The sequence below is a fragment of the Kurthia sp. Dielmo genome, assembly GCF_000307285.2.
GTDB lineage: Bacteria > Bacillota > Bacilli > Bacillales_A > Planococcaceae > Kurthia > Kurthia populi.
In genome coordinates this window covers 1-24,179 of the sequence record NZ_HE578961.1, presented here as the reverse complement: position 1 = coordinate 24,179, position 24,179 = coordinate 1, and the positions used below count along the sequence as shown (strand labels likewise).

The 24,179-nt window shown below is 39.2% G+C and carries 31 protein-coding genes and 1 pseudogene; 1 reads left to right on the top strand and 31 read right to left on the bottom strand.

Going from position 1 to position 24,179, the window contains the following annotated elements; genetic code table 11:
- The 31 genes and pseudogenes from KTHG_RS15540 to KTHG_RS15400 form a co-directional block, all read right to left on the bottom strand.
- On the bottom strand, positions 1 to 1,623 hold the full coding sequence (locus KTHG_RS15540) for an AAA family ATPase (RefSeq protein WP_139994955.1): 1,623 nt from the start codon (positions 1,621 to 1,623) through the stop codon (positions 1 to 3).
- A gap of 13 nt (positions 1,624 to 1,636) precedes the next feature.
- The gene (locus tag KTHG_RS15535) at positions 1,637 to 2,473 is read right to left on the bottom strand and encodes a hypothetical protein (RefSeq protein ID WP_139994953.1); all 837 of its coding nucleotides are present in this window, start codon (positions 2,471 to 2,473) and stop codon (positions 1,637 to 1,639) included.
- Positions 2,474 to 2,523: 50 nt separating this feature from the next.
- The gene (locus KTHG_RS15530) at positions 2,524 to 3,177 is read right to left on the bottom strand and encodes a 4Fe-4S cluster-binding domain-containing protein (RefSeq protein WP_139994951.1); all 654 of its coding nucleotides are present in this window, start codon (positions 3,175 to 3,177) and stop codon (positions 2,524 to 2,526) included.
- A 43-nt stretch (positions 3,178 to 3,220) separates the two neighbouring features.
- Entirely contained in the window at positions 3,221 to 3,397 is a 177-nt protein-coding gene (locus KTHG_RS21475) for a hypothetical protein (RefSeq protein ID WP_186439665.1), read from the bottom strand.
- 44 nt (positions 3,398 to 3,441) lie between these two features.
- The gene (locus tag KTHG_RS21470) at positions 3,442 to 3,618 is read right to left on the bottom strand and encodes a hypothetical protein (RefSeq protein WP_186439664.1); all 177 of its coding nucleotides are present in this window, start codon (positions 3,616 to 3,618) and stop codon (positions 3,442 to 3,444) included.
- Entirely contained in the window at positions 3,618 to 4,328 is a 711-nt protein-coding gene (locus KTHG_RS15525) for a Rad52/Rad22 family DNA repair protein (protein WP_139994949.1), read from the bottom strand. Before KTHG_RS15525 ends, KTHG_RS21470 begins: the two co-directional genes overlap by 1 nt.
- A gap of 53 nt (positions 4,329 to 4,381) precedes the next feature.
- Entirely contained in the window at positions 4,382 to 5,557 is a 1,176-nt protein-coding gene (locus KTHG_RS21465) for a hypothetical protein (protein WP_186439663.1), read from the bottom strand.
- Between the two features lie 28 nt (positions 5,558 to 5,585).
- The gene (locus KTHG_RS15515; protein ID WP_139994947.1) at positions 5,586 to 6,290 is read right to left on the bottom strand and encodes a uracil-DNA glycosylase family protein; all 705 of its coding nucleotides are present in this window, start codon (positions 6,288 to 6,290) and stop codon (positions 5,586 to 5,588) included.
- A gap of 26 nt (positions 6,291 to 6,316) precedes the next feature.
- Positions 6,317 to 6,496 (bottom strand): hypothetical protein, encoded by a 180-nt coding sequence (locus KTHG_RS15510; RefSeq protein ID WP_139994945.1) that lies wholly within the window; start codon positions 6,494 to 6,496, stop codon positions 6,317 to 6,319.
- On the bottom strand, positions 6,496 to 7,047 hold the full coding sequence (locus KTHG_RS15505) for a metallophosphoesterase (protein WP_139994943.1): 552 nt from the start codon (positions 7,045 to 7,047) through the stop codon (positions 6,496 to 6,498). Before KTHG_RS15505 ends, KTHG_RS15510 begins: the two co-directional genes overlap by 1 nt.
- Before the next feature lie 10 nt (positions 7,048 to 7,057).
- Entirely contained in the window at positions 7,058 to 7,624 is a 567-nt protein-coding gene (locus KTHG_RS15500; protein ID WP_139994941.1) for a hypothetical protein, read from the bottom strand.
- 2 nt (positions 7,625 to 7,626) lie between these two features.
- Positions 7,627 to 7,830, bottom strand: coding sequence for a hypothetical protein (locus KTHG_RS15495; RefSeq protein WP_139994939.1), 204 nt, complete (start codon positions 7,828 to 7,830; stop codon positions 7,627 to 7,629).
- Positions 7,831 to 7,841: 11 nt separating this feature from the next.
- Positions 7,842 to 8,153: an LPD28 domain-containing protein gene (locus KTHG_RS15490; protein ID WP_139994937.1), complete on the bottom strand. Its 312-nt coding sequence runs from the start codon at positions 8,151 to 8,153 to the stop codon at positions 7,842 to 7,844.
- 26 nt (positions 8,154 to 8,179) lie between these two features.
- Positions 8,180 to 8,845 carry a hypothetical protein gene (locus KTHG_RS15485; RefSeq protein ID WP_139994935.1) on the bottom strand — a complete coding sequence of 222 codons (666 nt, stop codon included), beginning with the start codon at positions 8,843 to 8,845 and terminating at the stop codon, positions 8,180 to 8,182.
- Positions 8,846 to 8,987: 142 nt separating this feature from the next.
- Positions 8,988 to 9,980, bottom strand: a pseudogene (locus tag KTHG_RS15480) (P-loop NTPase family protein); the annotation flags it as partial.
- A gap of 77 nt (positions 9,981 to 10,057) precedes the next feature.
- Positions 10,058 to 10,714: a hypothetical protein gene (locus KTHG_RS15475; RefSeq protein ID WP_139994931.1), complete on the bottom strand. Its 657-nt coding sequence runs from the start codon at positions 10,712 to 10,714 to the stop codon at positions 10,058 to 10,060.
- A gap of 141 nt (positions 10,715 to 10,855) precedes the next feature.
- On the bottom strand, positions 10,856 to 11,110 hold the full coding sequence (locus KTHG_RS15470) for a hypothetical protein (protein ID WP_139994929.1): 255 nt from the start codon (positions 11,108 to 11,110) through the stop codon (positions 10,856 to 10,858).
- Between the two features lie 24 nt (positions 11,111 to 11,134).
- The gene (locus KTHG_RS15465) at positions 11,135 to 11,473 is read right to left on the bottom strand and encodes a hypothetical protein (protein WP_139994927.1); all 339 of its coding nucleotides are present in this window, start codon (positions 11,471 to 11,473) and stop codon (positions 11,135 to 11,137) included.
- Between the two features lie 13 nt (positions 11,474 to 11,486).
- Positions 11,487 to 13,964 (bottom strand): DNA gyrase/topoisomerase IV subunit A, encoded by a 2,478-nt coding sequence (locus KTHG_RS15460; RefSeq protein WP_139994925.1) that lies wholly within the window; start codon positions 13,962 to 13,964, stop codon positions 11,487 to 11,489.
- Positions 13,965 to 13,981: 17 nt separating this feature from the next.
- Entirely contained in the window at positions 13,982 to 14,524 is a 543-nt protein-coding gene (locus KTHG_RS15455) for a hypothetical protein (protein ID WP_139994923.1), read from the bottom strand.
- Between the two features lie 18 nt (positions 14,525 to 14,542).
- Positions 14,543 to 15,187, bottom strand: a complete 645-nt coding sequence (locus tag KTHG_RS15450) for a toprim domain-containing protein (RefSeq protein ID WP_139994921.1) — start codon at positions 15,185 to 15,187, stop codon at positions 14,543 to 14,545.
- Positions 15,188 to 15,335: 148 nt separating this feature from the next.
- Positions 15,336 to 16,067 (bottom strand): HNH endonuclease, encoded by a 732-nt coding sequence (locus KTHG_RS15445; protein WP_139994919.1) that lies wholly within the window; start codon positions 16,065 to 16,067, stop codon positions 15,336 to 15,338.
- Between the two features lie 84 nt (positions 16,068 to 16,151).
- Positions 16,152 to 17,456 (bottom strand): ATP-binding protein, encoded by a 1,305-nt coding sequence (locus KTHG_RS15440; RefSeq protein WP_186439662.1) that lies wholly within the window; start codon positions 17,454 to 17,456, stop codon positions 16,152 to 16,154.
- A gap of 19 nt (positions 17,457 to 17,475) precedes the next feature.
- Complete coding sequence (locus tag KTHG_RS15435; protein WP_139994915.1) at positions 17,476 to 17,862, bottom strand: hypothetical protein; 387 nt, start codon at positions 17,860 to 17,862, stop codon at positions 17,476 to 17,478.
- Between the two features lie 46 nt (positions 17,863 to 17,908).
- Positions 17,909 to 18,382, bottom strand: a complete 474-nt coding sequence (locus KTHG_RS15430; RefSeq protein ID WP_139994913.1) for a single-stranded DNA-binding protein — start codon at positions 18,380 to 18,382, stop codon at positions 17,909 to 17,911.
- A 209-nt stretch (positions 18,383 to 18,591) separates the two neighbouring features.
- Positions 18,592 to 19,077, bottom strand: coding sequence for a hypothetical protein (locus tag KTHG_RS15425; protein ID WP_139994911.1), 486 nt, complete (start codon positions 19,075 to 19,077; stop codon positions 18,592 to 18,594).
- Positions 19,078 to 19,250: 173 nt separating this feature from the next.
- A complete protein-coding gene (gene clpX, locus KTHG_RS15420) occupies positions 19,251 to 20,630 on the bottom strand; it encodes an ATP-dependent Clp protease ATP-binding subunit ClpX (RefSeq protein WP_139994909.1) in 1,380 nt (459 codons plus the stop codon).
- Between the two features lie 11 nt (positions 20,631 to 20,641).
- Positions 20,642 to 20,851: a hypothetical protein gene (locus tag KTHG_RS15415; RefSeq protein ID WP_139994907.1), complete on the bottom strand. Its 210-nt coding sequence runs from the start codon at positions 20,849 to 20,851 to the stop codon at positions 20,642 to 20,644.
- Between the two features lie 153 nt (positions 20,852 to 21,004).
- Entirely contained in the window at positions 21,005 to 21,589 is a 585-nt protein-coding gene (locus KTHG_RS15410; protein ID WP_139994905.1) for a hypothetical protein, read from the bottom strand.
- A gap of 260 nt (positions 21,590 to 21,849) precedes the next feature.
- The gene (locus KTHG_RS15405) at positions 21,850 to 22,044 is read right to left on the bottom strand and encodes a hypothetical protein (RefSeq protein WP_139994903.1); all 195 of its coding nucleotides are present in this window, start codon (positions 22,042 to 22,044) and stop codon (positions 21,850 to 21,852) included.
- Positions 22,045 to 22,064: 20 nt separating this feature from the next.
- On the bottom strand, positions 22,065 to 22,667 hold the full coding sequence (locus tag KTHG_RS15400) for a deoxynucleotide monophosphate kinase family protein (RefSeq protein WP_139994901.1): 603 nt from the start codon (positions 22,665 to 22,667) through the stop codon (positions 22,065 to 22,067).
- Between the two features lie 914 nt (positions 22,668 to 23,581).
- On the opposite strand from KTHG_RS15400, the gene KTHG_RS15395 reads away from it, so the two are divergent.
- A partial coding sequence (locus KTHG_RS15395; RefSeq protein WP_139994899.1) for a Rha family transcriptional regulator occupies positions 23,582 to 24,179 on the top strand: 598 nt, incomplete at its 3' end.

Genomic DNA, 24,179 nt, shown 5'->3' with positions numbered 1-24,179 from the left:
CTATAGTTCCACAATAATGTCGTTTGGATCGGCATACTGTGATGATTGATTTTGCTCTTGGCCACTAGCGTTTAATGCTCGTGTACGAGCCCATGTTTCTAAAGATAAGATGCTTTCTCGTGATGAATCATAAATAGGAACTACCGTCGCAACGGATTTCATTAAGTGCTCTGTCGTAAAACTTTCTTGCCCACGTTCTACAAAGTCATTGAACAAGTATTTAACCATACCTTGCGCAGCTTCTTTGATTTCAGCGCCAGTATAGTTAGCTGTTGCACTAACGAAGTCATTCAATAGTTCTTCATCGTATGGCTTGTTAGTAGAATCCAAATGAATACGAGCAATTTCTTTACGCTCTGTGTTGTTTGGTAGACCGAAGTACCATTTAGCATCTAATCGCCCGCTACGAGTTAATTCAGAAGGCAACTTAGATACGTCATTCGATGTCATCACAACGAAAACTTCCTTGTTATCATTTAGGAATTTTAATAGTTGAGCAAAAATACGTGATACTGTACCACCATCTGTTGAGTTAGATGAAGCAACGCCACCAATTTCTTTCTCTACTTCATCAATTAGAAGCAGACAAGGTGCGTTTGCTTTAATGATACGGAAAGCTTCCATTGCACGTTGTTCAGAAGCCCCTACTTTACGGTCCATGATTTTTGAAAGTGATAATTGAATCATAGGGATGTTCATTTCACCTGCTAATGCTTCTGCAGCGTATGTTTTTGATGTACCAGGAATACCTAAAGCTAAGTAACCTTTTGGTTTTGGTAATCCAAACGCTTCTGCTTCTGGTGAGAAGGCCATCTTGATGTCTGACACCCATTGTTTAAATGCTTCGTTCCCACCGATTTTATCCATTGTCGCTTTTGTTTCTTTGTATTCAAGAACGCCTGTGCGCTCGATTAAATCTAGCTTCATACCATGCAGAACAGATAAATCCAACGTAGCTGTTGAAGCCAAACTGATTTTCGAGAAGGCTTCTACTTCTTGAATTGATAAACCGGCACTGCTCTTAACGAGTTGTTCCAGCAATTTATCGTCAATCATTTTATCCTCTTCACCAGACAAGGCTAATTTTTTATTTAGCGCATCTCTAAATTTAGAAAAATAATCACGAATTTCATCTTCTTTTGGCAAGCTGTACGAAACAGTATACGTTAATCGGTTCAGACGGGCAGGAACATTCGTGTTGCTTGTAAGCACAATAATTGTAATGTCGTTTGTTCTCGTTTGAATCTCGACGAAATCTCGAATACGACGATAGATTACTTCATCTTTTTCTAAGAAGTAATCGAAATCTTTTAAGATAAAAATGGATGGCTTGTATGCATTTGAAGGTTTTTCAACCTCTGCAAAGATTTGATCCATTACAATTTTTGGTTGCGCCTTATCCGTAACGATTTCTTTCTCGATACGGCCTGCTGGTGTTGTGAATACTCTTGATACACCCGAAGCGGCACTCCATTCTAAAATGTCATAGTTGACCAACTTAGCATCGCGCTTTGAATTCAATGCTAGGTCTTTGATAAAACGTTCTTCTTCATATGTATTTACCCACACGAGTTTTCTTTTTGCGTGAAGTAAGTCCATAACATCTTGTAGTTCAGTTTTCATAGTACAGTTCTCCTTATCCGAAGAAATCTTCTAAGAAATCTTCAATTTCTTCGGTATCTACAGTTTGGATTTGTTGTTTTTTGCTATTCAAATAGTCTAGGCATTCTTGATAAAATGCCGCTTCGTTGTCTGATTTATTATTTTTGAATGAAATCGGGTAAGAAATCTCGTCTATGACGTTCTCTAAAGATTTTTTTAAAGAAATGTATAGAATGCCTGTCTTGTCGCTTTCAGTGATTGAATCAACAACGCCTAGCATAAGATTTTCTTCGTTTAACCCTAGATGTACAGTGATTTGTCCATCCCCTACAATTTGGTCGAAAATGTTTTTAGGGTAACATTCAATGTGGATCGCGCGTGATGATTTTTGAACGATGCTTTCAATAATTGCGATAGGTGTACCATTATAAATAAGTTGTCCAAATTGCAACGGAGTTTCTGTATTCATTGGTACGACAAAGTGACATTGCATCATTTCATTCAATATATGATTTACATTATTTGAAATCATAGCTTGAATGCGTCCTGTGCTATTAAAGTCGACACTAGCAGATAGAACAGTTTCTCGGGCAGCTAATGCTACTTCACGCGGATCAATCGGACTCTTGTAGCTTACTTCTTTTTCGACATTTTTAGACTTGAAATTGCATGTTGATGTGATGTAGAGAACCATTTCCTCGAAGGAGAATTGATGATGAATAGAGTAGTTTACTTCACAGATGTCTCGGAACGAGCTGTCGCGCAGTGGGGTGTTTTTTAGACGGTCCATTTCAAGGGTATCGTCCTCTATACCTTCTGGGTTGACCAGTGTGTATATATTAGTCGGTTGTACAAAAGATTTTGTGTCCATGAGATTGCCTCCTTAAAAGCGGTTAGAGATAGTAAGTTTAAGAGCATCGGTTACAAAATTTGGCAGATTGTATTCGATGCTTGTGGTTCTTTTAGATAGATTAGACGGTTGTCATCATCTAATCGCATTGCTGTAACGTCACGCATTTTATAGCCTTTAACAGTCGTCTTATCCCGCTTTAAAGTATGCGCATCCCATATTGTTTGATTTCCACTCCCAATTGATGAAAAGAATCCATCTTGGGCTTTTGGGCGATAAAGACGTTGGTGTGGATCATAGATGCCGTCGACTAACATATCAACAGTATCTAGTAAGTCAATGAAGAATTGACGCTCACCTGTTCTGTTAAGCATCATGTAGCGAAGGTCCTTCCATGTATAAACCATGATATGAAAACCTTCTGCTTTTAGTCGTTTGCATAATGCTAACAGTGCTTCTGGTTGGTCGGTAGGCTCACCGCCACCAATTGTGATGTATTTATGAGGAGCATGCTCGATAAGCTGCTCCGCTACCGCATTGATCTCTCTCATGCGGTCCTCCTCTGCAATGTCCCATAAAGGTCTATTAAAACAACCTAAACAAGCGTTCCCAGAGGTGGCTTTTTGACAGCCTTTGAAAAATACCTCGGTTCTTTCATTATTATGAGGACTGACACCCGCTGTATCAGTCGCCCATGTCACTGCGTACAAACGTAGTTGTGTCATGTTAAAATCCTCCTACGACCTAAGAATCAGGTCTACTTCTATTTTACTCCTCTTTAAAGACAAAATCCTCAATAATTTGTTCAGAAACACCGTTTTTTAATAAAAAGTTTTTGGCTTCTGGGACATCTTTGAAGGCCATTGTATTTCCTTGGTTATCAGTTAGGTATTCAAGACCATTGATGGAAATTCCATTTATAGCCCTTCCGACTATTATCTTCATGATTTTTCCTCCAAAAACAAAAACGGCCGAAGCCGTCATGTTTGTTATTCTGTTAATTTTAGTTCTCGTGAGCTTTGTGGATGACCACAATTCGCACATGTATATTTATTTTTACCAGTCAATTCACTAGGTTTTCCATATTGAATATTGTATGTTGGTAAAATAATGAACTCTGGAGAACCGCATGCTTCACAGCGGTGATAAGGCGTTTCTTGAATCATTAAGCACCTACACCTGCTTCACGAGCTTCTCTGTCAACGAAAGAAATAAAATCTTTGATTTTGCTTGGACGAATCCCTTCAATATTAGAAGCTTTATTTCCGCTAAATGTTTCATAGAAATAGGCCATTTCTGTATCGCCGAAATTAGTTTTTGCTTGGAAATCTTTAATCCATTGCAATTCGTCTTTGAACTCTTCAAGCGTTTCTTCATTCCAGTTATCAGAAGATGTTTTTGATTCATAATAAAATTGTTCTTCTTCATCTCGGAATAGTTGTAAGCCAATACCTAGCAATGAAGCGGCTTTCTTCAACGCATCTGTTCCAGCAGCTTTGAAAATATGTTCTTGGTCAGATTGACCGCCCATAATGGCTTTTGAGCCGGATGCTTCTTTTTCCACTTGGATAAGGCTACCGTCATCTGCTTTGAAATAGACTGTTAAAATACCTGTTACATGTGCTACAGGCCCTTGTGGTACAGGTTCTTTATCGTACTTCGGATTATATTTAGCTACAGATTCTTGTACCCATTGCTTTTTAAGGTGCCATGACCACATACGGTCAAACGCAATGTTTAATTTGTCAATTACTGTAGAACCGCTGATGTATCGCAGTTTCTTAGATCCACCACCGCTACGCTCCTTAATGAGTGAATTGGGGATTTCCTCGTCAATAATGGCTTTAATTTCTTTTGGAAAGTTTACTTGTTGCATGAGATGTTCCTCCTAAAATATAGATAGTAAGTTTTCGCGGTCATTTTATCACATTATTGGATGTGCGACTGTTCTAATTTAAGCGCACCATTCATCGTGATTAGCGCATTTGTTTTGAACGTAACATTGTCCATCGCAGCACGTAAGAATGTGTAGCGTGTTCGTACTTCATCCAATACTTCGAATAGGTTAATTTCTTCACCATCTGGAGTTTTGTGATGCATTACTGCAAGTACACCTGTTTTGCGACGTTCCATATCATTTGAAGCGCTAGAAATGTTGATGCGTTTGATACGTTCGATTAAACCTTCTGGCTCTTTAGATGACAAGTTTTCATATTGTGATTTTAAGTCTTGGAACGGTACCCAGATTCGTGAACGAATATCTGAAAGTTTTTGTAGTGTCACTTTTAATGTGCCAGGGTTCATGTCCTGTGAAATTTCAATCGCTGAAACTTCATCTTCTACGGTCTTACGGAATGTGTTCCAGTTTTCATCAACAAAGTTTGAACTAATTCCTCGGATAGCTTGATCGAAAGAAACTGTTGTGCGTGGAATAGAAATTACTTCATCTGATTTCGCATTGACAGTTGTCTTGCGGCTGCCACCACGAGCAGTAGTTTTAGTAGAAGTCGTATCTTTTTTTGTAGATTCGGTATCTTCTTTTTCTTTCGTATCTGCAGTTGCATCTAATAAGCTCATTTGTTTATCTTCTTCGGCTTTTGCATCTGCAGCCTTTTTATCTGCTTCTTCTTTCGCCTTCGCATCGGCTTTAGCTTTTTTGTCTGCAGTAGCCTTTTCTTTATCTTTTGCTTTAGCTTCTGTATCGGCTTTAGCTTTAGCTTTTGCTTCTGCATCTTTCTTCGCTTTTGCATCTGCATCGGCTTTAGCTTTTGCATCTGCATCTTTCTTCGCTTTCGCTTCTGCATCGGCTTTAGCTTTTGCATCTGCTTCCGCTTTTGCTTTTGCATCCGCTTCCGCTTTTGCATCCGCTTCCGCTTTTGCTTTTGCATCTACAGCTTTTACCTCTGTATCTTCTGTTGATGTGTCAGCTGGAACATTTTTAGCAGCTTCTTGTTGTGCTTTGCGTTTTGCTAATGCAGCTGCGAATGGATTAGGCGTAGCCGCTTTTTCCGCTTTCTTTTCTTCTACGATTGGACTAGGTGTAGTTGTCCCTTGTTGAGATTGTGCTGCTTCGCGTTTTTTCATTGCTTCTGTTAATAAAGACATAATAAAATTCCCCCGTTGGATAGTAGTTTTATGAGTGTGTATTGTTCGATAATTCGGCAGTTTCGATTAGTTTAGATACATTATCGCAGAACATTTTCTGCAACAATTCAATCTCTTGGTCAGAGCGTTTGCCTTTTATGTGGCGAAAGTAGTCGGGATGATAGACAGACATCATCGGGATATTTCCGTAGTAACGAACTTCCCCTTTCACCTTGGCAAGCGCAACACTTTGGTTAAACATGTTATTCGCTTGTGCGCCTAAAAGCAAGATTGCTTTTGGTTTTACTATGTCAATCGCATTAGCTACGATAGGTCGAGCTTGCTTGATTTCGTGTTGTGTCGCATTGCGCACTTGAATATTCCCAGAAATTTCACGATAAGTGACACGATTGATTGCATCTATGTAAAATACGTTTTTTCGGTCGAAACCTACAAAATCTAACACGTTTTCTACATCAACAATTGCCTGTGTGCCTTCCATTGAACGCACAATAGATTGATTTAGTTGTGCTTGTTCATCGGTTGCACCATTATTAATCACAAGCAAGTCAGCATTTATTGGACCACGCGTTACCGTATGAAATGGAAATGCGCCTTGCTCATGGAATGTGGCAAGGTTTGAATCCAATTTTTGACGGGCGTAGTCCTTTACAATCTCGCCTGCATACCCTAATGGATTAATAGGGTTCGCCTTTCGTACAAGCGCTAGAATTTGTTTTTCAATCGGTCCCATTAGATTCGCTCCTAAATATTTAATTATTAACGTAAGATATAGTGTTCATCTGCAGCTTCATCTTCGGTAGTTGCTTCTTCAACTTCTGTGTCTGGATTGTAGAACTTGAAGTTATTTGATGCCTTCTCCGTTGCTTCGTCTTCATTGTCTGCATCCACATAAGCGATTACATCGCTAAGTTTTAAACGTACTTTGTATTCTTTCATTATTGTTCCTCTTTTCTAATATGGTTTAGGATGTCATCCATTGCGACTGGTGAACCATATGGACGTTTAAAGTCTTTCAGCATATGTTTGCTATCAACACCAACATTGATGTGTTGTGATTCATATGATGGCGTTGAGTGTATGTGTCCATGAATATTCCAGATGCGGTCACGATCCCCAATCATCATCGGGTAATGTGTTAGATAAAGGATATGTTTCTGGATTTTTAAGCGTAACCCTACTTCGTGATAATCGAAGATAAGCCCATCTTCTTTTAGACGACGCGCTGTTTTTGCGCTATCGTGATTTCCTAAAATATGAATGATATGGCCATTCAGTTTACTCAAAAGTAGTCGCAGTACCTTGTAGTCACTTTTGATAGAAAGGTCTCCTAAAAAGTAAATAGTGTCCTGTTCTCCTACTGTGTTGTTCCAGTTGGAAATCATTTCGTTATCCATTTGCTCTACATCATTGAATTCATTAGACCGTCCTACTTCAAATTCGATGATTTTTTTATGATGAAAATGTGTATCAGCGATTAAGAATTCCACCGTATTCCTCCTAAAATTTAGCGACTTCTAGCTTCAAGTTGAAAGCTCTGAGGATTTGTTTTGTTAAATCATCGCTATCAGCCCAAATGTCGATATTGAAGCGGTCATTTAGAAGCGTCTCTTGGTCGTCATCTGGGACACCCTCTTCCGATGTTAGTTGCACAGCATATTCGATTTCATAGCTCGGCGCATATTCATCTAAGATGTCTGGAACAAGCGCTACTTCAACCCCGGATTCCTCATGGATGATTTGTGATAAACTATCCGCTAAGTCATATTGTGTTACGCGTGTAACTACAGGAACGCCTTCTAAAGTAAGGTTCCATAAGAACGTACCGTCTCCAGCACATGGGATAAAGCGCTCAACTTCTCGGCTCGACATATCAAATGTTGTACCGAAGAAATCCTCTACTGGACGGTAATACGAATCGTTAGAGTCGTAATAAACCATCACCGGAGGAAGATCGCCATTACCATCTTCTGAAATATGTTGGAAAAGGTTATATACATGGCCATCTGCGTGGCGAACGTATGAAACACCCTTTACTGTATTTAAGTCGAATTCTTCCATGTTCATTTTTAAATTCCTTCTTTCCCTTTTGAAATAGTGGACCTAATAGCATCCTCACCTTTGGTATGGTAAGTATGGATTGCTTGTGCAATTGCTAGTGTGACGCTTGGGTCCTCCGTCCATTCATCTTCAATCCAATGGAGTAGCTCGTTACCGTATGAATCAAAAATTGTAACGTAATCTTCTCCGATTTCAACATTTGCATGAAACATCTGTACCCCTCCTATGCGTGTTTTGGAAAAAGCCCATGCTGTAAAGATTTTAACCAGTCTGGTGCAATGATTTCGCAATCGTGACCAAGAATGGCCATGTGTTCGATTTCCTTGATAGGCTCAGCTGTTTCTAATGTACCAACAAAATCAATAACAACTGATTTCGCGATTTCTTCGGGTTCACAGCTATTACCTCGATGACGTACCTCGTAAAAATAAGAATTTGGTTTTTGCGCTTTAGCTGATTCGCTTAATCGTAGATTTTCGTAATACCCTACAACTCTTGCATTTTCAATTGTTTCGTTTACTACTACTTTCATCATGTGAAAAACTCCTTCATCTTTTTAAATTAGTCGTCTAATGCAGACGTATCAAACAACATATCGTCAGTTTGGTATTGAGATAGCTGTGCTTTTAATAGTTCGTTTTCTGATAACAATTCGGCGTTCTTTGCCTGCATATAAGCAGTTTTTTTCTCTGCAAGGTTAATGCGTTTATCTGCTTGATAGAAACGTTTGCGATCCTCAACCATTGTTTTAACCATGGACATAATAATATCTTGCTCTACCACGACATAGACGTTTGGATCAGATTCGAAAAAGCTAAATTTTAAGTACCAGAATTCCATATTTTCAGCCATCGCTTCGGTATGCAGCTTATCTAGCCATTCTTTTTTCACAGCAAATGACTTCGCACCTCTTGCTTTTTCACCAGTCTTTGTTTTTAGCTCCTCCATAACCCGAATAACACCTCGGATTTGTTCGTCACCCTTTTCAATGACTGTTGCACCGCTATTAAGCGTCATACCAGAAGATGCTTGTAAAATCGCTTCGTTGTTCTGGTGGTTCTTAAATTCGAAACCACTACCTTGACGACCATCTTTCTTCTGCGCATGATTTCTCATTCCATAGCGTTTCTGCTGTTTCCTTGCTACATATTGCAAGCTTTCTGTGATGCACAAGAAGCATTTATCATCTTCATTAGCGCAGTCATCATGTCCCCATTCGCATGCCATGGTATCACTCCTAATCTTTATATGTAAAAACTACTTTGATGATTACTTCCTACCTTAAATGTCTATGTATAAATAGAAACATTTAAGGTTAGGAAGATGAAAAGTTATTCATCTTGTCCACTCCTTAAATGTAAAGTCGTCCTTATTTAGCTCCGATTAAAGATTTTGCATCGGCTTCGGCTTGTTCTTTAGTTGTTTTAGAAGCGGCTTTATCCGCTTTGTTTGCCTTCGCTTTTGATTTCAATGCTTGCGAAGCGATTTGTTTTTGTTCCTCTTTAATTGAATCAATCTCCTCTTGCGACAAATCTTCAATTAACGAGCCTTGCATACGAGAAATTAATTCATCGTAATAGGCTGGGTTGTTGACTAAGAACTCACGTAAAGCTTTGCTCCCTTGCCATTGGTATTTCACATCATCAATTACCTTTGGCTCGCCATTCTCGTCTGGATCTTTGATGAATGCCCCATTTTTAATTAAGATGCCTTCATCTGTTAAACGAGCGATTAGCGGTAAGTAACGTTCGATACCTTGGTCGTAAATTGCATAGTACGTTGTTTGTACGTATGGATTACGTCGAGGTGTACAGTGATTTTTCTTCACACGTAGACAAACTTTAATGCCTTCTTCTTTATCAATTGGGTCCTCTTTTGAAATAGAGTTTTTACGCATATCTACAGTTAGAGATGATGCGAATGCAATTGCGTGGCCACCAGAAACGATTAATGGATCGCGTGACATTGTACCGATTTGAGTTGTTAGGTGTGTGATTAATACAAACGCAACCTCATTCTCGGAAACAATTGAAGTGAATTTACGTGTCATACGCGCATTCATACGTGCTTGAAGTGCAACAACTGCATCCTCTAGGTCCTTTTTGAACTCTTCTTTTGGTACTAAGCATTTTAGTGAATTGACAACTACCATATCTACGCTGTTTGAGCTGATGACTGTTTCGATGATGTTTAACGCACCTTCTGCAGCGCCATCTTTATCATGTTCAACATAGAAGAATCGGTCTAGGTCGATGCCGAATGTTTTCTCTAAGTAGCTCAATTCAAGTGAGCCCTCTGATTCAAGCCAGCATGCGATGAATTCGGGATCTTGTTTTTGGTTGTGCGCGATACTTTCCAGAAGTAAACTTGTCTTCGTTTACATGCAGACTATCTCATCATCTTAGAAACGAATGAGTTTTTAAGAGCTTTGCGCTATTACTAAGCAGACACAAGTGTATAGTACTGTTCGATGGCTGGTTTCAGTAAAAATAAGAAGCGGTTGAATACTTCTTCATCAAAACGTAGCGTTGTTTTCGTACGAGTTGTTGGTAGCCCATGGACGTCATTTAGCCATTTGCCGATTTCATTAACATCTGCTGCAGACAGCTTGAATGTGAATGTACGGTCTGCATGGTTAAGTGCATCTTCATGGAAAAGCGTATAGCAAGCGAACAGTTTCATCGTATAGAAATATTTCATGATGCGTTCGATGTAAAATGCGCGATCTTGACCTTTGTGCGTCCACTTGTAGTAGTTACGAAGTTTACGTGTATCAAAGTATTGTCGGTATGTATCATCCTTATCCACGTAGGTTTTGAGCCAACCTGTCTCGTCAATTTCATCGAGGATATGATTAAATACAATCTCGTCTGAATGCTCTACATCTAATGCGGCTGTGTGAGCAAATTGCCAATCTTTATTACCTTTTACTCGGCCATATTCAGAGTGTAGAGACGCTGCCAAATTGACATCAGTCATTAACAACTTATCTGGATTTGCGACAATATAAGCTAAGATTCCCTCTCGTTTATCAATGCGTAACGTTGTTTGACTTGTTGCTTTTTTGTGATAACCTTTATATTTTTTCTCGTCCATCAGTGTGTGTCTCCTTTGTGCTAGTCGTTGAACCCTACCAATAAGATTGGTCATGGCTGCGGATTGGTTTAGAGTGGTCGATAAAACGTCCCCGCAATTCACAAAGTTGTTCGATGCCGTTCACACGACAAAGGGGCAAGACTATTTACCCGAGTCTGGAAGCCCTGCTACGATGGATGTGCGACCTTTTGGAAAGCCACCGCCAAATGCTTCATTGATTTCAATAGAAGGCGTTGGAAGGAACTTCACAGTTAGTTTGTTGCGAATTTCTGGCGTCTTGCCAATTCGACCAACAAGAACCTTCCCATGTTTTTTGTTAAGGTTCGTCGCTAATAAATCCAGTGTTTTCAAACGTTGCGCTACAGGTTTTCTTGTTTTTTCTAATAATGATGACATTTATGACCACTCCCGATTTTCGTATTATTTAATTGATTCCACTAATGAGTGGATGATGCGAGACGCTTCTGCGTACTCTTTATGCTTCTCAGCAACGGCTTCTGTTTGAACAGAAAGCTCGCTTAAATCATTCATACGCATAGAAAGCGTATTTAGCGTTGCTCGTAGAAGCGGCTTTAATACAAATACATCCACTTCGCCGTTTTCATCCTCTGACAGACTTATCATCTCTTCGCCAAGTATTGCTGCAACTTCATGCTTCGCATTACGTGCGGTCTTTCCTTGACTGACCATCGTTGCCGTTAGCGCACCGATGTACTGAGTAAGCCCAGAACGAATCTGTGTTACATCATTTGAATACATTAATTACACCTCATTAAGCTGGTTGTTCTGTTACTTCTGATTCCTCGATGATGTTCTCTTCTTTTTGAGATGGCGTCATGTTTAATACAGTGTCGTCACCTTTTAAATCAATTAGAGAAACACCACTTGCAGATGTACCCATGCGGCGGATCGTATTGGTTTGGATGCGGTTTAGCATGCCATTCGCTGTTGCAATAAATAATTCTTCATCGCGAATACCAGCACAATCGACAACAACGCCCGTTCGCTCGTTGACGGTGATGGCTTTAACACCTTGGCCACCACGATTTTTCACGCCAAATTGGTCTGTCTCAATACGTTTGCCATATCCTTTTTCTGTAATAAAGATAAGGTCTTTTTTAGGCTCAACTACTACAGATTTAACGATATAATCGCCCTCTAACAAGGTGATTAATTTAACACCAGCTGCATGTCGGCCCATTGGTCGTACACATTTACGCTCAGAGTTCGGATCAATGCGTAGCGCTTTACCATTCGCAGTCAACGTGATTAGATGTTGCTTTTCGGCTTCAATCAATACTGCATCGTTTAATTCGTCATCATCGACAAACGTGATAACACGAGTTGATTTCGTACGTTTAGAAAGCGAGCTTAATTTAATACGCTTGATTGTTCCCTGCTTCGTAATTAATAGGATGTCTTTATCGTCATTGACTTTTTTCGGCAGAATGTCGACGATTTTTTCATTATCCAGGTCGATGTAATTCGCTAGATATTTCCCTGCTTGCGCTTTTGTTGAAATTGGCAGTTTGTACGCTTCTACAAGGTGGCAACGTCCAGCGTCAGTAAAGATTAATAAGTCGTCGTGCGTATTGACTGTAAACATAAATTCAATCGCATCGTCATCTTTTAATTTCGCTGATTGACCTTTAGTATTACGATTACTCGCTGAGTACTCGCTTGTTTCTACTGCTTTAACGATTCCGTTTGCAGTGATGGTGATGATTAAATCTTTAGACGGCACAAGGTCACGTTCATCAATACGCGATGACATTTCGTGGTAGTCTGTTTTTCGCTCACCTTCGAATGGTTCACTTGCTTCTTTTAAACGTGTACGGATATGTTCATAAAGCACTGCTTCGTCTGTCATAATGGCTTGGCGATGCTGAATTTCTTCTGATAATTCGCCATATTCATCAATATACTTTTGCTGATTCTCTGCAGACAAGCTGATTAGACGAATAGCAACAACAGCTTTTGCTTGTTCGTTTGTTAAACCGATTTTTTCCAAACCAGCATATGCTTCGTCGTTACTTTTTGCTTTACGGATCAACTCGATAACTCCGTCAAGTTGGTCAAGCGCTTTAATCAATCCTTCGACAATGTGCATGCGTTTCTCTGCTTTATCTAAGTCGAATTGATTTTCGTTTAACAGAACCGTTGAAACATGAGTTAGGAATGTTTCAAGTGAATCCAGTAACGTGAATTGTTTTGGGCGTCCTTCAAAGATGGCCATATGGTTCATTGAAATGGATGCTTGTAAATCAGTCATTTTAAATAGCTTCTGAATAATGCTGTTAGGGTTGAAGCCTTTCTTAACATCAATACGGATAGACATTCCTTTTCGGCTAGAATCATCATTGATATGATTGATACCTTCGATTTTTTCTAGCTTCCGAAGTTCATCAATTTTCTTAATCAACGACGCCTTATTTACTGCGTAAGGAAGTTCTGTAACTAAGATTTTTGATGTACCCGATTTGTTCTCTACGATTTCGTATTTAGAACGAACAATCGCGCGGCCTTTACCTGTGCGATATGCTTTTTCGATGTCTGCTTTGTTGATAATTGTTCCGCCTGTAGGAAAGTCTGGCATTTTAACAATCGCGATTAAATCCTCAATCGTATAAGCTTCACCTTTCTCCATACAGTCAATCATGTAAAACACCGCTTCGTATAGTGAAGGAATATGATGCGGTGGAATACTTGAAGCCATACCAACTGCAATCCCTTCGGTACCATTACCTAAGAGATTTGGAAACAGCGTAGGCAGTACGCTTGGTTCCTGTTCAGTATTGTCGAAGTTTTCTCGATAATCGACTGTTTCCTTGTCGATAGATCGCATCATCATCTCACCGAATACACTTAATCGGGATTCGGTATATCGCATTGCTGCAGCTGGGTCGCCATCAACAGAACCAAAGTTACCATGGCCATCAATCAATGTGTAACGCATTGAGAAGTGCTGTGCCATACGGACAAGCGCTTCATAGATAGAAGTATCACCATGGGGATGATACTTACCCATTGCGTCACCAACGATACGTGCGGATTTTTTGTATGGCTTTTTATGAGTTAAGCCTAGCTCGTGCGCTGCATACAACACACGACGTTGTACGGGCTTCAGGCCGTCACGCGCATCTGGCAGTGCGCGGTCTAAAATAACATATTTTGCGTAACGTAAGAAGCGGTTCGGCACCTCTTCTTCTACTGTTACGTCTTGAATTTGGTCAACCAATTCTTCAACCATGAGATAAATCCCCCTGTTTAATAGTCGTAATTAACAATAATTCCTGTGTAATACGTTTCGCCTTCTACATAATCTCGAAGGAATTCACGAATGCTCAGTGCATTCTCGTAATGAGAAGCACCTGCAACTTCGCTCTTAATGAAGTACGTGCAATAATTAGGAGAAATCATACGAACTACTGTATCTACGAATGAAGAATCTTGAAGCGAACGACCTTTTTGCAGTTCATCTGTAACAAAAATGCTGAACTTGGCTGTTTCTTTTTGAAAGAAAGCATTGATGGCGCCTTCTTTAATGCTAAATGTGTGTTTGTTTTTATCGGCGATGACATTCATCTTTCCTAGTAGATGGGATAATTCATCAATTAAATTATCGAATGCTTCTTCGTATTGATTACTAACCAACTCAGTGACACTTGTTGATACGTTTGAAATCAACCCCTCTCCGTCAAAATCTGTTTCGAAAAGAGATAAATCTACAAGGAAGTCATGTTCCTCTCTTGGCGCGCCGAAATAATCGACCGCGCTGTCAGTAGACACTTGAAATGCATAGTTCATCATATGTGTTCCTCCCATTATTTACGCTACTTCGGAATCCCCGAAGATTACTTTTTCAAAGATCAAGTTTCGACGAGGTTCTACTTCCTCGCCCATGCATAGGTCAAATATTGCAGATGCAGATTCAGCGTCGCCCACTGTTAATCGCATCAAATGACGTTTGCCTTTTTCCATTGTTGTTTCTGCAAGTTGGTCTGCATCCATCTCACCAAGACCTTTAAATCGTTGGATAGCCCAACCTGTTGTATCTTCTTTTGCAAGGTCTGCTTCGGTGTAGATGTATTTCTTCTCTTTGCCGCGGCTCATTAAGAATAATGGCGGCATCGCAAAGTACACATAGCCTTTTTCAATAAGCTCTGGTAGATAGCGATAGAAGAATGTAGCATACAGAACTTGAATATGATAGCCGTCGACATCAGCGTCAGACATGATAATGATTTTGTGATAACGCAGTTTACTTAAATCAAACGTTTCACCAATGCCGCATCGTAATGAGCGAATGATTTCTTTCAGTTTCGAATTATTAATAACGTCCTTCATGTCTTTTTTCTCGACATTCAGAATTTTGCCGAACACTGGAAGAATTGCTTGCGTTACACGATCGCGCGCATCTTTCGCGGTCCCTGCAGCTGAATCCAATTGGTCACATACACTCGCATTGTGCATGCAGTTCTCTGATGAACTTCTAAAGCTTTCGCTAAAGGATCGGACTATATCTTCACTGAGCTATGCTCTAAGTGCTTTCCATTTCCATTTAATTAGGTTTTACATGATGATTACTCATAACCTAAACCGCATAAGCTTCGGCTGTACTCTACTCCCTGCTACCTCTTTGCTCTGTCATCTCGACAGTGTTTGAGACGGTTTCGTTAGTCTCTGAACGTTCGTATGCCGAAATGTAACCGTATTTTTTCTCCATTGACAATCTATAATCCATGGCCATCTGTAAAGCATTGTCTCCATATTTGTTAATGCTGAAAGACTTTGAATGTTTTACCATTTCATTGTCGTACCATTCAGCCTTGTAGCGCTTACCTCTTTCAAATGTAACTCCTTTTAATCCAGATGAATTATCTGGTCTCAAATTGGCGTTTCTGTTATTGATAGAAGTGTTTACTACTCTAAGATTAGATTTTCTATTGTCTAATCCATTTCTATTAATATGGTCTACAACTGTTCCTTCTGGCGCATCCATTATTATTCTGTGGATGCCAATTCCATTTGCAACTTTGCAGTAAAATGTTTTGGCATTCTTGTCATTGGATAAATTTAGTTTATACGGAATGATTTTTTTAAAATCTTCTGTATCGAATAAAACTTCGATTTCTCCGTATCTTTTTGTGACCACATAAAATGTAACTACATCGTTGTCTACTTTGTAATAGTCATGAATTTTTATGCCTGACTTCATAGACATCTCTGCTAGTAACTTCGCTCGCTCCTCGCCATATCTGTTTATATTGAAGGCAAACTGTCTCTTTCCATTTATATCATCACAATATGCTACATATTGGTTTCGTTTATTTTTAACCACTCTTGATGCCATAACATCACTCCCTATAAAGGAACATAAGCGGCATACGCTTCGCTGCTGATTACCATTCAAAAGGCTCCCAGCAATTAAAAAAGTTTAAAGAGAGCAAATTCCCTCACCCTCTACATAGTAGATTTCGCATTCTTCGGGTTTGTTCGACTGACAATCAGTTAATTTACCTGGTAAGCCAGAACTGTCTTTCAAATCTTTTGTCCCCAAAGCTGTTTCACGAGCACGACGAGCCGCTTCACGCGCTTTTGCTGACAATAGACAAGTGTCAATAATCGCCTTAGCACGTTTAGCATCGCGCGCTAGATAATCGCGGAAGTATTCTTCCACCGCTTCACGAACAAACTTACGGGCTTCGGGCATTTTGATTTTTTCTTTACCTTGTCCTTCAAATTTTGGTTGAGGAATATAAAGAGACACAATGCCACAGATACCTTCGCGCGTATCGTCTGATGTAATCATCTTCGGATCTTTAATGAAGTTATGTTCAACAGCGTATTCTTTAATCACACGCGAAATCGCTTCATTGAAGCCTGTTAAGTGGTCGCCACCAGCAGGAGTCGGCACATTATTTACAAATGACATGACGTTCGAAACATGAGAAGAAGTATAAGCGAACGCAATATGCGTTTCTTTTTTATCCTCTTTCGTTGTTAAGTATGAAATATCATCTGTTAAGAGTGGTTTTTTGCCGATAAGTTCTTTTACATAACCCTGTACGCCATCATCGAAGCTAAACAGATCTTCCGATTGGAAGTCTGAGGTTTCGATTTTGATGAAGATAGTCAGTCCCGGATTCAAGTAAGCTACTTGCTTCATACGAGAAACAATTGCTTTGTAATCCGTTTCTTCACCGAACCAAATTTGTTCGTCATCTGGCACGTACACGACAGTTGTCCCTGTCCCTTCATCTGGTTCTAGGTCACGTAATACAGTTAAATCCTCTGTCTTGATACCTCGTGAGAATCCAATGCCGTATTCTTTGCCGCCTGTACGAATCATTAACGCTAATTCGCTAGAAAGCGCATTAACACATGACGCACCAACACCATGTAAACCACCAGTGTTTGTTGCATAACCGCCAGCTTTACCGAATTTACCACCGGCATGAAGCACAGTGTATGCTACTTCTGCCTGTGATAGTTTAGGGAATTTTTTGTGAGGAGTAACGGGAATTCCTCGCCCGTTATCTTCAATCTTCACGTAGTCATCTGTAATTTCCACTGCAATTACATCGCAAAATCCCGCAGTTTTTTCATCCACTGCGTTATCCACGATTTCATAAACCATGTGAGCTTTGTCACGAATGTACATCTCTTTACGAGTACGGACATTTTCGGGATATTCCAGAATATCAATCTCTGCCGCTGCTTTATTCAGTTGTTCAACCATTCTTTGCACTCCTTGTTGATTAGTCCTCGTCTGGTAAAATCTCTGGTTTGATGACATCTAAAAGATGACGTAAGAAGGCTTCTGTCATCGAAATGATGTTTGCTTCTAACGTTTCGTTGTTGTCGATCGCTGCAGATAATCCATAAGGTTTGTACTGCTCACGTAGAATTGTTCGCTTTGTTAAATCTGAAACAAACATATATACGTGGCGCACACCTTTGTATGGCACCATTTTGAATGCAAATTCATATGTTGTGCCTTTTACCTCTGCTCGGACCATTTTTCGTTGAGCCAATTCTGCGCCAATATTCTTTGCTTCTAGTACGACAAATGCTTCTAGGTCGCCTTGCGCTTTCATGTCAGTACGAATTTGATTCTCAATTTTAAGTAAGTCATCATGTTGCATTTTGTATGCTCTCCTTTTTAAGGTCACGAGCATACTTTCACATTAATTAGTTGTTATTTTTTGAAAGGGTTTGAAGATCCAGCTGGCTTCTTGTTGAATGGGTTTGAAGAGCTAGTTTCTTTTTTTTATCAAATGGATTTGAGCTGCTTGAGCTTGAAGTAGAGCTTGATTCTGAAGAGCCTTCATTTTCGTTACGGCCGCCTTGTGGGAATGAGCACTCAGATACGTTGAAGTAATTGTTACGAATTGTTTTGCCGTCTTTTTCGTATTTATCTTCACGTAAATCGCCAGTAAGACCAATGAATGAGCCTTGTTGGAAGTTTTTGTGGATGAATTCAGCTTTTGGGCCAAATGCTTTTACGCGGATTAAATCTTCTGGGTAGTATTTTTCGCCTTCTGGTTTGTAGTTACGTTGAACTGAAACCATTAATGAGATAACTGCACGTTTGTTTTCTTTTGGTTCTAAGTAGTCCGGTTCGAATGCGATGCGTCCTTGAATTGCTGCCATATTAATTGCCATGATAAAATTCCTCCGATAGTAAGTTAGTTTTTTTTATTTGCAACATGATTGTTGCTCGCCCTAAAAAGTTTTCCATGAGATGCTTCCATACAAAAAGCAGATTATGTATGAAAAGCTTCGACTATCTAGTCAAATAGCCGAATAAGTAAAAAACTGTTTCATGTTGTATGCACCGTCACATACGATAGGTTTTGCAGAAACGAAACTGCCTAAGCAGCTTCCATTAGTTCACGCATGTAAGCTGTGAAACCAACAATGTTTAATGGTGAAACATCGTTTTCGTATGAATCAAAGTTTCCGTCTGAGAATTGTGCAAGCGCCGCGTTGATTGTTTCTGCGCCAAATTCTTCTGCTTTCTCATTGATAAATTGCAGTTCAGAACTGAAACGTTCTAATGATTCTTCAGTCCATTCAGCAGATGGTACGTCGTCGGCAGTTGACGTTTTTGTAGGTTCGGCTTCTTGTTTAGCTTCTTCCTTAACTTCTGCTTGTTTTTCTGATTTTGGTTCAGCGTATGCAGCTACAACGTCTTCTGTAGAAGGTAGTGTAGCGGCTGGTGATACCATACCTGATTGTGCGCATGCGGATGCTAAAGATGCGTACGCAATCGCTTTTTCTTTACTGTCTGTAATAAGTTGTGCTGCTTTAGCACCTTCCGAGATGAATTTTGAGAATAGTTCTGTGATATTAGCCATGATTTTTGTCCTCCAATATTTTACGCAGTATATTTTATACTAATTTTTTTTTAAAGATAGACTTGTTTTTTTACAAAATGTATAGTTCTGTGGTCTTAGGATAAAAAAATCACACCAGCCCTTTATCGGCGTGGTGTGATAAGTATAAATCCTTAATAGTGAGTTAATTTTTATTAACTATTAATTGTTTCTTTTACCTTTGGTGATGCACCTGTGCGAATCGATTCCTTGTTGAATTCAAACACAATATGATTATCACCGTTATCTGGAAGATGGTACATGTGTGGTAATAATACTTTTTCTAGTACCGAACGCAATGAACGAGCACCAGTTTTTTTGGCATGAGCGATTTTAGCGATTTCTTGCACCGCTTCGTCTGTAAAATTAATTTCTGCGCCATCGTAGCTCATCAATGATTGGTATTGTTTAATCAATGCATTCTTAGGCTCTGTTAGAATAAGTTGTAGAGCTTCTACACTTAACTCCTCTAGTGGAACAACGACAGGCAATCGCCCTAAGAGTTCTGGAATGATGCCAAATTTGCGAAGATCTTCTGAATCAACGCTTGTTATATAGTCGTTGAATGATTTTTCTTCACGACCGTCTACCTCTATAGAACCACCGAAGCCGATTGAACGAGTATCATCACCTAGTCGTGCTTTTATGATTTGATCAATACCCTCAAATGATCCGCCCACTACGAATAGGATATTCGATGTGTCCATCTCAACATTGTTTCCTCCTGGATGAAGTCGGTTAGCGTCCATCGGTACTTGTGCTTTTGTACCTTCTAAAATCTTTAAGATTTGTTGCTGTACAGACTCACCAGATACATCACGCGTAATTGAAGCAGATTCCGATTTTCGTCCAAGCTTGTCAATTTCATCAATATAGATGATACCGCGTTGCGCTCGTTCTAAGTCGTTATCGGCTGCTTGCAATAATTGGCGCAACATTACTTCTGGATCGCTACCAACGTAGCCCGAAGCTGTCATGCTTGATGCATCTGCTACAATCATCGGAATGTCGATTAATTCGGCTACTTTACGAAGCAAATAAGTTTTACCGGATCCAGTAGGACCAACCATAAGTACATTTGATTTCTCAATCTCTGGCTCATTCTCGCCTTTAATGTCGTTATGAGCGATGCGTTTCATATGGTTGTATACGGCAACAGCAAGCGTCTTTTTCGCCATATCTTGTCCCACAACATATTCATCTAAGTAATTCTTAATAGATGATGGTCGTGGTAAATCCTCTACATCCATATCTGGAACAAAGCCGTCATCATCATCAAACATTACGCTATCTTCTTTGTTCTTTTTTGATACCAGTTTCGCAAGATCGAATGGATTCGTCTTTTTCTGGTCCATGTATTTTGGATTGGGAATCAATTGTTCATTTCCGTCACCTAGACCTAATATGCTATAACTGACTTCTATGCATTCTTCACAGACTGATACGGTCTTTTGATCATTCGTGATAAACTTTGTTCCGCCTAACGATTGATTGCAAATGTCGCATACGTGTGAGTTGTTATTATTGTTATTCATAATGTCCTCCCTTAGCTACGGTAGTCAATGTACTGCATGACAGGAATGCCACTGTCATCTACCAAGCCAAATGTATGTAAAGGCATTTTCATCGTACTCTCTGAATCGAACATTTTGCAGATGGCATACTTGCCCTCTACTTGTTTAACTTCAATCAACTCGTCATCATCTAGTCGACGATAGATCTGACCTTCGTTGACTGTGACATTAATTTCTGTCATGAGACAGTCCTCCCTCTAACTTACGGTAATTTATTTATGACTCTAAAATCGAGCCATATGTATGAAGCGGTATTGTGCCGCTGATTGCTTCCATTGATTAATGGATATGATATGGTCTCACAGTTGGTATGCAGCCATTTTGCAAAAGTACTGTTATACGATAATGCGATTAGTAGTGTTATTTAGCTCGTAAGCATAAATGCCACTATCAATCATCGCTGAGATTTCTGCAAAATAGACATATGCTTCATCAATCGTCATATTTGAAATATCCATGCCAGATGGCAAACGCCCTGTTAAATCTTCGCACGTTTCTTCTGGTAATACAGTTACATCTTCTTCAAACGCAGCGAATTCAATCGATACGTCACTTTGATTTAGATTTATTTTTACATAAGCATCCTGTGCTTTGTCACATTCGGTTAAAAGTTCATCGCAAAAATGAATGGCTGGCGAATTTACCGCATGGTACATATCAAATGTAAGTGTAGGGTATCGTTTGCGAAGTAATTCTATATCCTTTTCGTAACATACGTTCGCTACCCCGCTTGCTGATAAAGCAATGTATGCCAATAACATTGGTTGCTTTGCAAATGTTGAACGAGATGCACCTCTTAAAGATTCTGCAGCGCTTAATGCTTCTTTTAAGGCGTCAATGGTGTGAACACCGTAATTGTGCCATGCGCTTGCAATGTGTTCGTTTTCGATAAATATTTTTAAATTTAGTCGTTGTCCCATAATGGAACCTCCTTATAGGTCGTAAATCATTGTTTGTATATTACTCATAGGCAGTGAGTTCTATCAAATTACAAACAACTACACTATTCTACTACAAAACTATCACTTTTGAGCGTTAATTGATAATCATTTATCGCTTTTATTTTTCGATTATGACGAATGTAGTCCGTTTTATCTACGTGTATGAACGACTATATAAATGCTTTTGAATAAAAATAGCCGAATGAAGCGGGAATTCCCACACCAGTCGGCTAAGAGACTTAAAGTTTTTTTAAAAGCTTGGTTAAAACAGAGTTTGTTGCTTTGTGTCCACTCTTATTCACGTTGTATCGCACAAGGCGTTTTGCAATCTTCTTAGGATCGCCAGAAGCAATCGTCTCAATTGTATTAACTGTTGACGCTGCCTTCCCCATTTTTCGTGTAGCGTCATACAAATAACCAGATAGCTTTTTCATTTTTTCACCCCCTTTAAGTATTATGAAGCTTGATTATGTACAGTTTGCTTTAGGTATTCATCTACAAACTGGTGAACTTGTCCTTTCAAATCGTCGAGTGATACTGAATCGTTATCAATACAGAACGTCTGCGGAGTTGGAAAGTCCTTGCATGCGTTGATATAAGTAAGGACAGATATTTCTGTTGAATGGCGCATTTGCGCTGTTTGGTCCTCACCATCACGCGTAGTTAAACGCTTTGCTCTTGTTTCTTCTGAAGCATAGATAGCTAAACTAACTGCATCGTACTTCTTGAAGAAATTCACTTCATGGGGTTGTCGCGCATCAGCAATAATAACGATAGACTCCCCTTTAAAATAGTCGTGATCTTTAACGAGCGTTTTACACCAATGTTCTCTTCCGAAAATTTTACACATACCTTCTCCATATAATTGGTATGCATTTCTATGGTTTTTAGCCATCTCTGTGTAATACATTTCATCAACGTTTTTACGAATGTATTTTCCTAGTTTAGCGGGCTGGCTTTCCAAACCACGAGACTTTAAATCTTCGATAATCATTTCCATGACAGTATCTTTGCCAGCGCCCATTGCTCCAAACAGTAGGATTGGTGCGTTTTTCATTAGAATCAACTCCTTAAAATGGTAGGCAGAATTATTTTTTTGCAAACAAAAAAGACGAGGGCGACTCGTCTTCTCTGCTTACTATCCTTTAAGGGATACCCGACTAAAGGCATCTTAAAAACGGACGACTTTCGGTCTGCCTACCGAAAGCATCTCATGGTTTGTGCTCAACATACCACACCGTTGAGCTCCTGGTAATACACCGCGATCTCTCGCCCAGGCCCGATAATTATGTATTGCTTATGGTGAGTAAAAATAGGATTTGCACCTATTTTATGAAATGTAATTATGTATGTAGTCATTTCTTAAAGGATAGTAAGATTTCTTATAATTTTATGTATAACGTGTAACGTAATACACTTATAAGTGGCATCTCTTGAACATTATAAAATAAAAATTGCTTTTCTGCTATAGGGTTTCGTAAAAAATACCTTATAAATATGAGATGCAATGGTATATATATAACATAAGAGTTTATAAAGAGTATGTATCTTACATTTTCATAGAACTTCTAGCCCTCACTCATAAAACCAGATTATATTAAAATAGCATAATTTGTTGTTTATATTAATATTTTATATACAATCTGGGATAATTGCAATAGTTTTTTAGGATTTGTTTTTCAATTTCCTATATTTTGACAGTAATTTTTTGTGTGTTTTGGTCCATAAAAGGGAACCCAACTTTAAGGGATTATCGAGATAAAAACGTTTCACGTAGTCATCGAATCGTTTTTCTCCAACAAAAGTTCGGAATACGTGATTTACCTCTTCATTTTTGTACTCATACTTTTCTACTAACCTTTTCAACTCGGTCATACCGATTTCAACATTCTCTTCTCTGTAATAAGACATATCTATTCCTCCTGTCGAATATGTGATAATATTTACTTATAAAATCAAGGGAGAGATTATATGAAAGACTTAGTGACTATACAATCTAATCAAATTGTTACAACTTCTCTGGTTGTTTCGGATTACTTTGATAAAAAGCACAAGCATGTACTTGAAGCGATTGATTCCCTGCTGAATAATCCGCAGGATGGCACACATGAAATGTTTAAGGAAGAAACGTATAAACATCCACAAAATCATCAAGAGTACCGGATGTTCTATATGAACCGCGATGGCTGGATGCTTCTTGTCATGGGGTTTAACGGTAAAAAAGCGAAAGAACTAAAAATTGAGTTCATTCGTGCTTTCAATGAGATGGGTAAACAAATTGCTGCGCAAAATGATAACTTTACTTTGCCGTCGACATACGCTGACGCATTGGAATCGTTATTACAAGAAGTGCGCAGAAACGAAGTGCTAGAAACACAAAATGCAGTTCTTTCATCTGAAAATAATGCGATCACTAGCAACGATGCTTTATTCACAGCTTACGATATTGCGAAAACGTTTAAAAATTGTTCTGCAATTAAAATCAATCGCATCTTAAAATCTAAAAAAATCATTTTTCACAAAGGCGGTGCTTATCATCTTTACAAGGATTATCAAGACAAAGGCTATG

Excerpts from the sequence above, each read along its gene's own strand:
- KTHG_RS15540 (WP_139994955.1), bottom strand. The coding sequence starts at position 1,623 with ATGAAAACTGAACTACAAGATGTTATGGACTTACTTCACGCAAAAAGA.
- KTHG_RS15535 (WP_139994953.1), bottom strand. The coding sequence starts at position 2,473 with ATGGACACAAAATCTTTTGTACAACCGACTAATATATACACACTGGTC.
- KTHG_RS15530 (WP_139994951.1), bottom strand. The coding sequence starts at position 3,177 with ATGACACAACTACGTTTGTACGCAGTGACATGGGCGACTGATACAGCG.
- KTHG_RS21475 (WP_186439665.1), bottom strand. The coding sequence starts at position 3,397 with ATGAAGATAATAGTCGGAAGGGCTATAAATGGAATTTCCATCAATGGT.
- KTHG_RS21470 (WP_186439664.1), bottom strand. The coding sequence starts at position 3,618 with ATGATTCAAGAAACGCCTTATCACCGCTGTGAAGCATGCGGTTCTCCA.
- KTHG_RS15525 (WP_139994949.1), bottom strand. The coding sequence starts at position 4,328 with ATGCAACAAGTAAACTTTCCAAAAGAAATTAAAGCCATTATTGACGAG.
- KTHG_RS21465 (WP_186439663.1), bottom strand. The coding sequence starts at position 5,557 with ATGTCTTTATTAACAGAAGCAATGAAAAAACGCGAAGCAGCACAATCT.
- KTHG_RS15515 (WP_139994947.1), bottom strand. The coding sequence starts at position 6,290 with ATGGGACCGATTGAAAAACAAATTCTAGCGCTTGTACGAAAGGCGAAC.
- KTHG_RS15510 (WP_139994945.1), bottom strand. The coding sequence starts at position 6,496 with ATGAAAGAATACAAAGTACGTTTAAAACTTAGCGATGTAATCGCTTAT.
- KTHG_RS15500 (WP_139994941.1), bottom strand. The coding sequence starts at position 7,624 with ATGAACATGGAAGAATTCGACTTAAATACAGTAAAGGGTGTTTCATAC.
- KTHG_RS15495 (WP_139994939.1), bottom strand. The coding sequence starts at position 7,830 with ATGTTTCATGCAAATGTTGAAATCGGAGAAGATTACGTTACAATTTTT.
- KTHG_RS15490 (WP_139994937.1), bottom strand. The coding sequence starts at position 8,153 with ATGATGAAAGTAGTAGTAAACGAAACAATTGAAAATGCAAGAGTTGTA.
- KTHG_RS15485 (WP_139994935.1), bottom strand. The coding sequence starts at position 8,845 with ATGGCATGCGAATGGGGACATGATGACTGCGCTAATGAAGATGATAAA.
- KTHG_RS15475 (WP_139994931.1), bottom strand. The coding sequence starts at position 10,714 with ATGGACGAGAAAAAATATAAAGGTTATCACAAAAAAGCAACAAGTCAA.
- KTHG_RS15470 (WP_139994929.1), bottom strand. The coding sequence starts at position 11,110 with ATGTCATCATTATTAGAAAAAACAAGAAAACCTGTAGCGCAACGTTTG.
- KTHG_RS15465 (WP_139994927.1), bottom strand. The coding sequence starts at position 11,473 with ATGTATTCAAATGATGTAACACAGATTCGTTCTGGGCTTACTCAGTAC.
- KTHG_RS15460 (WP_139994925.1), bottom strand. The coding sequence starts at position 13,964 with ATGGTTGAAGAATTGGTTGACCAAATTCAAGACGTAACAGTAGAAGAA.
- KTHG_RS15455 (WP_139994923.1), bottom strand. The coding sequence starts at position 14,524 with ATGATGAACTATGCATTTCAAGTGTCTACTGACAGCGCGGTCGATTAT.
- KTHG_RS15450 (WP_139994921.1), bottom strand. The coding sequence starts at position 15,187 with ATGCACAATGCGAGTGTATGTGACCAATTGGATTCAGCTGCAGGGACC.
- KTHG_RS15445 (WP_139994919.1), bottom strand. The coding sequence starts at position 16,067 with ATGGCATCAAGAGTGGTTAAAAATAAACGAAACCAATATGTAGCATAT.
- KTHG_RS15440 (WP_186439662.1), bottom strand. The coding sequence starts at position 17,456 with ATGGTTGAACAACTGAATAAAGCAGCGGCAGAGATTGATATTCTGGAA.
- KTHG_RS15435 (WP_139994915.1), bottom strand. The coding sequence starts at position 17,862 with ATGCAACATGATGACTTACTTAAAATTGAGAATCAAATTCGTACTGAC.
- KTHG_RS15430 (WP_139994913.1), bottom strand. The coding sequence starts at position 18,382 with ATGGCAATTAATATGGCAGCAATTCAAGGACGCATCGCATTCGAACCG.
- KTHG_RS15425 (WP_139994911.1), bottom strand. The coding sequence starts at position 19,077 with ATGGCTAATATCACAGAACTATTCTCAAAATTCATCTCGGAAGGTGCT.
- clpX (WP_139994909.1), bottom strand. The coding sequence starts at position 20,630 with ATGAATAACAATAATAACAACTCACACGTATGCGACATTTGCAATCAA.
- KTHG_RS15415 (WP_139994907.1), bottom strand. The coding sequence starts at position 20,851 with ATGACAGAAATTAATGTCACAGTCAACGAAGGTCAGATCTATCGTCGA.
- KTHG_RS15410 (WP_139994905.1), bottom strand. The coding sequence starts at position 21,589 with ATGGGACAACGACTAAATTTAAAAATATTTATCGAAAACGAACACATT.
- KTHG_RS15405 (WP_139994903.1), bottom strand. The coding sequence starts at position 22,044 with ATGAAAAAGCTATCTGGTTATTTGTATGACGCTACACGAAAAATGGGG.
- KTHG_RS15400 (WP_139994901.1), bottom strand. The coding sequence starts at position 22,667 with ATGAAAAACGCACCAATCCTACTGTTTGGAGCAATGGGCGCTGGCAAA.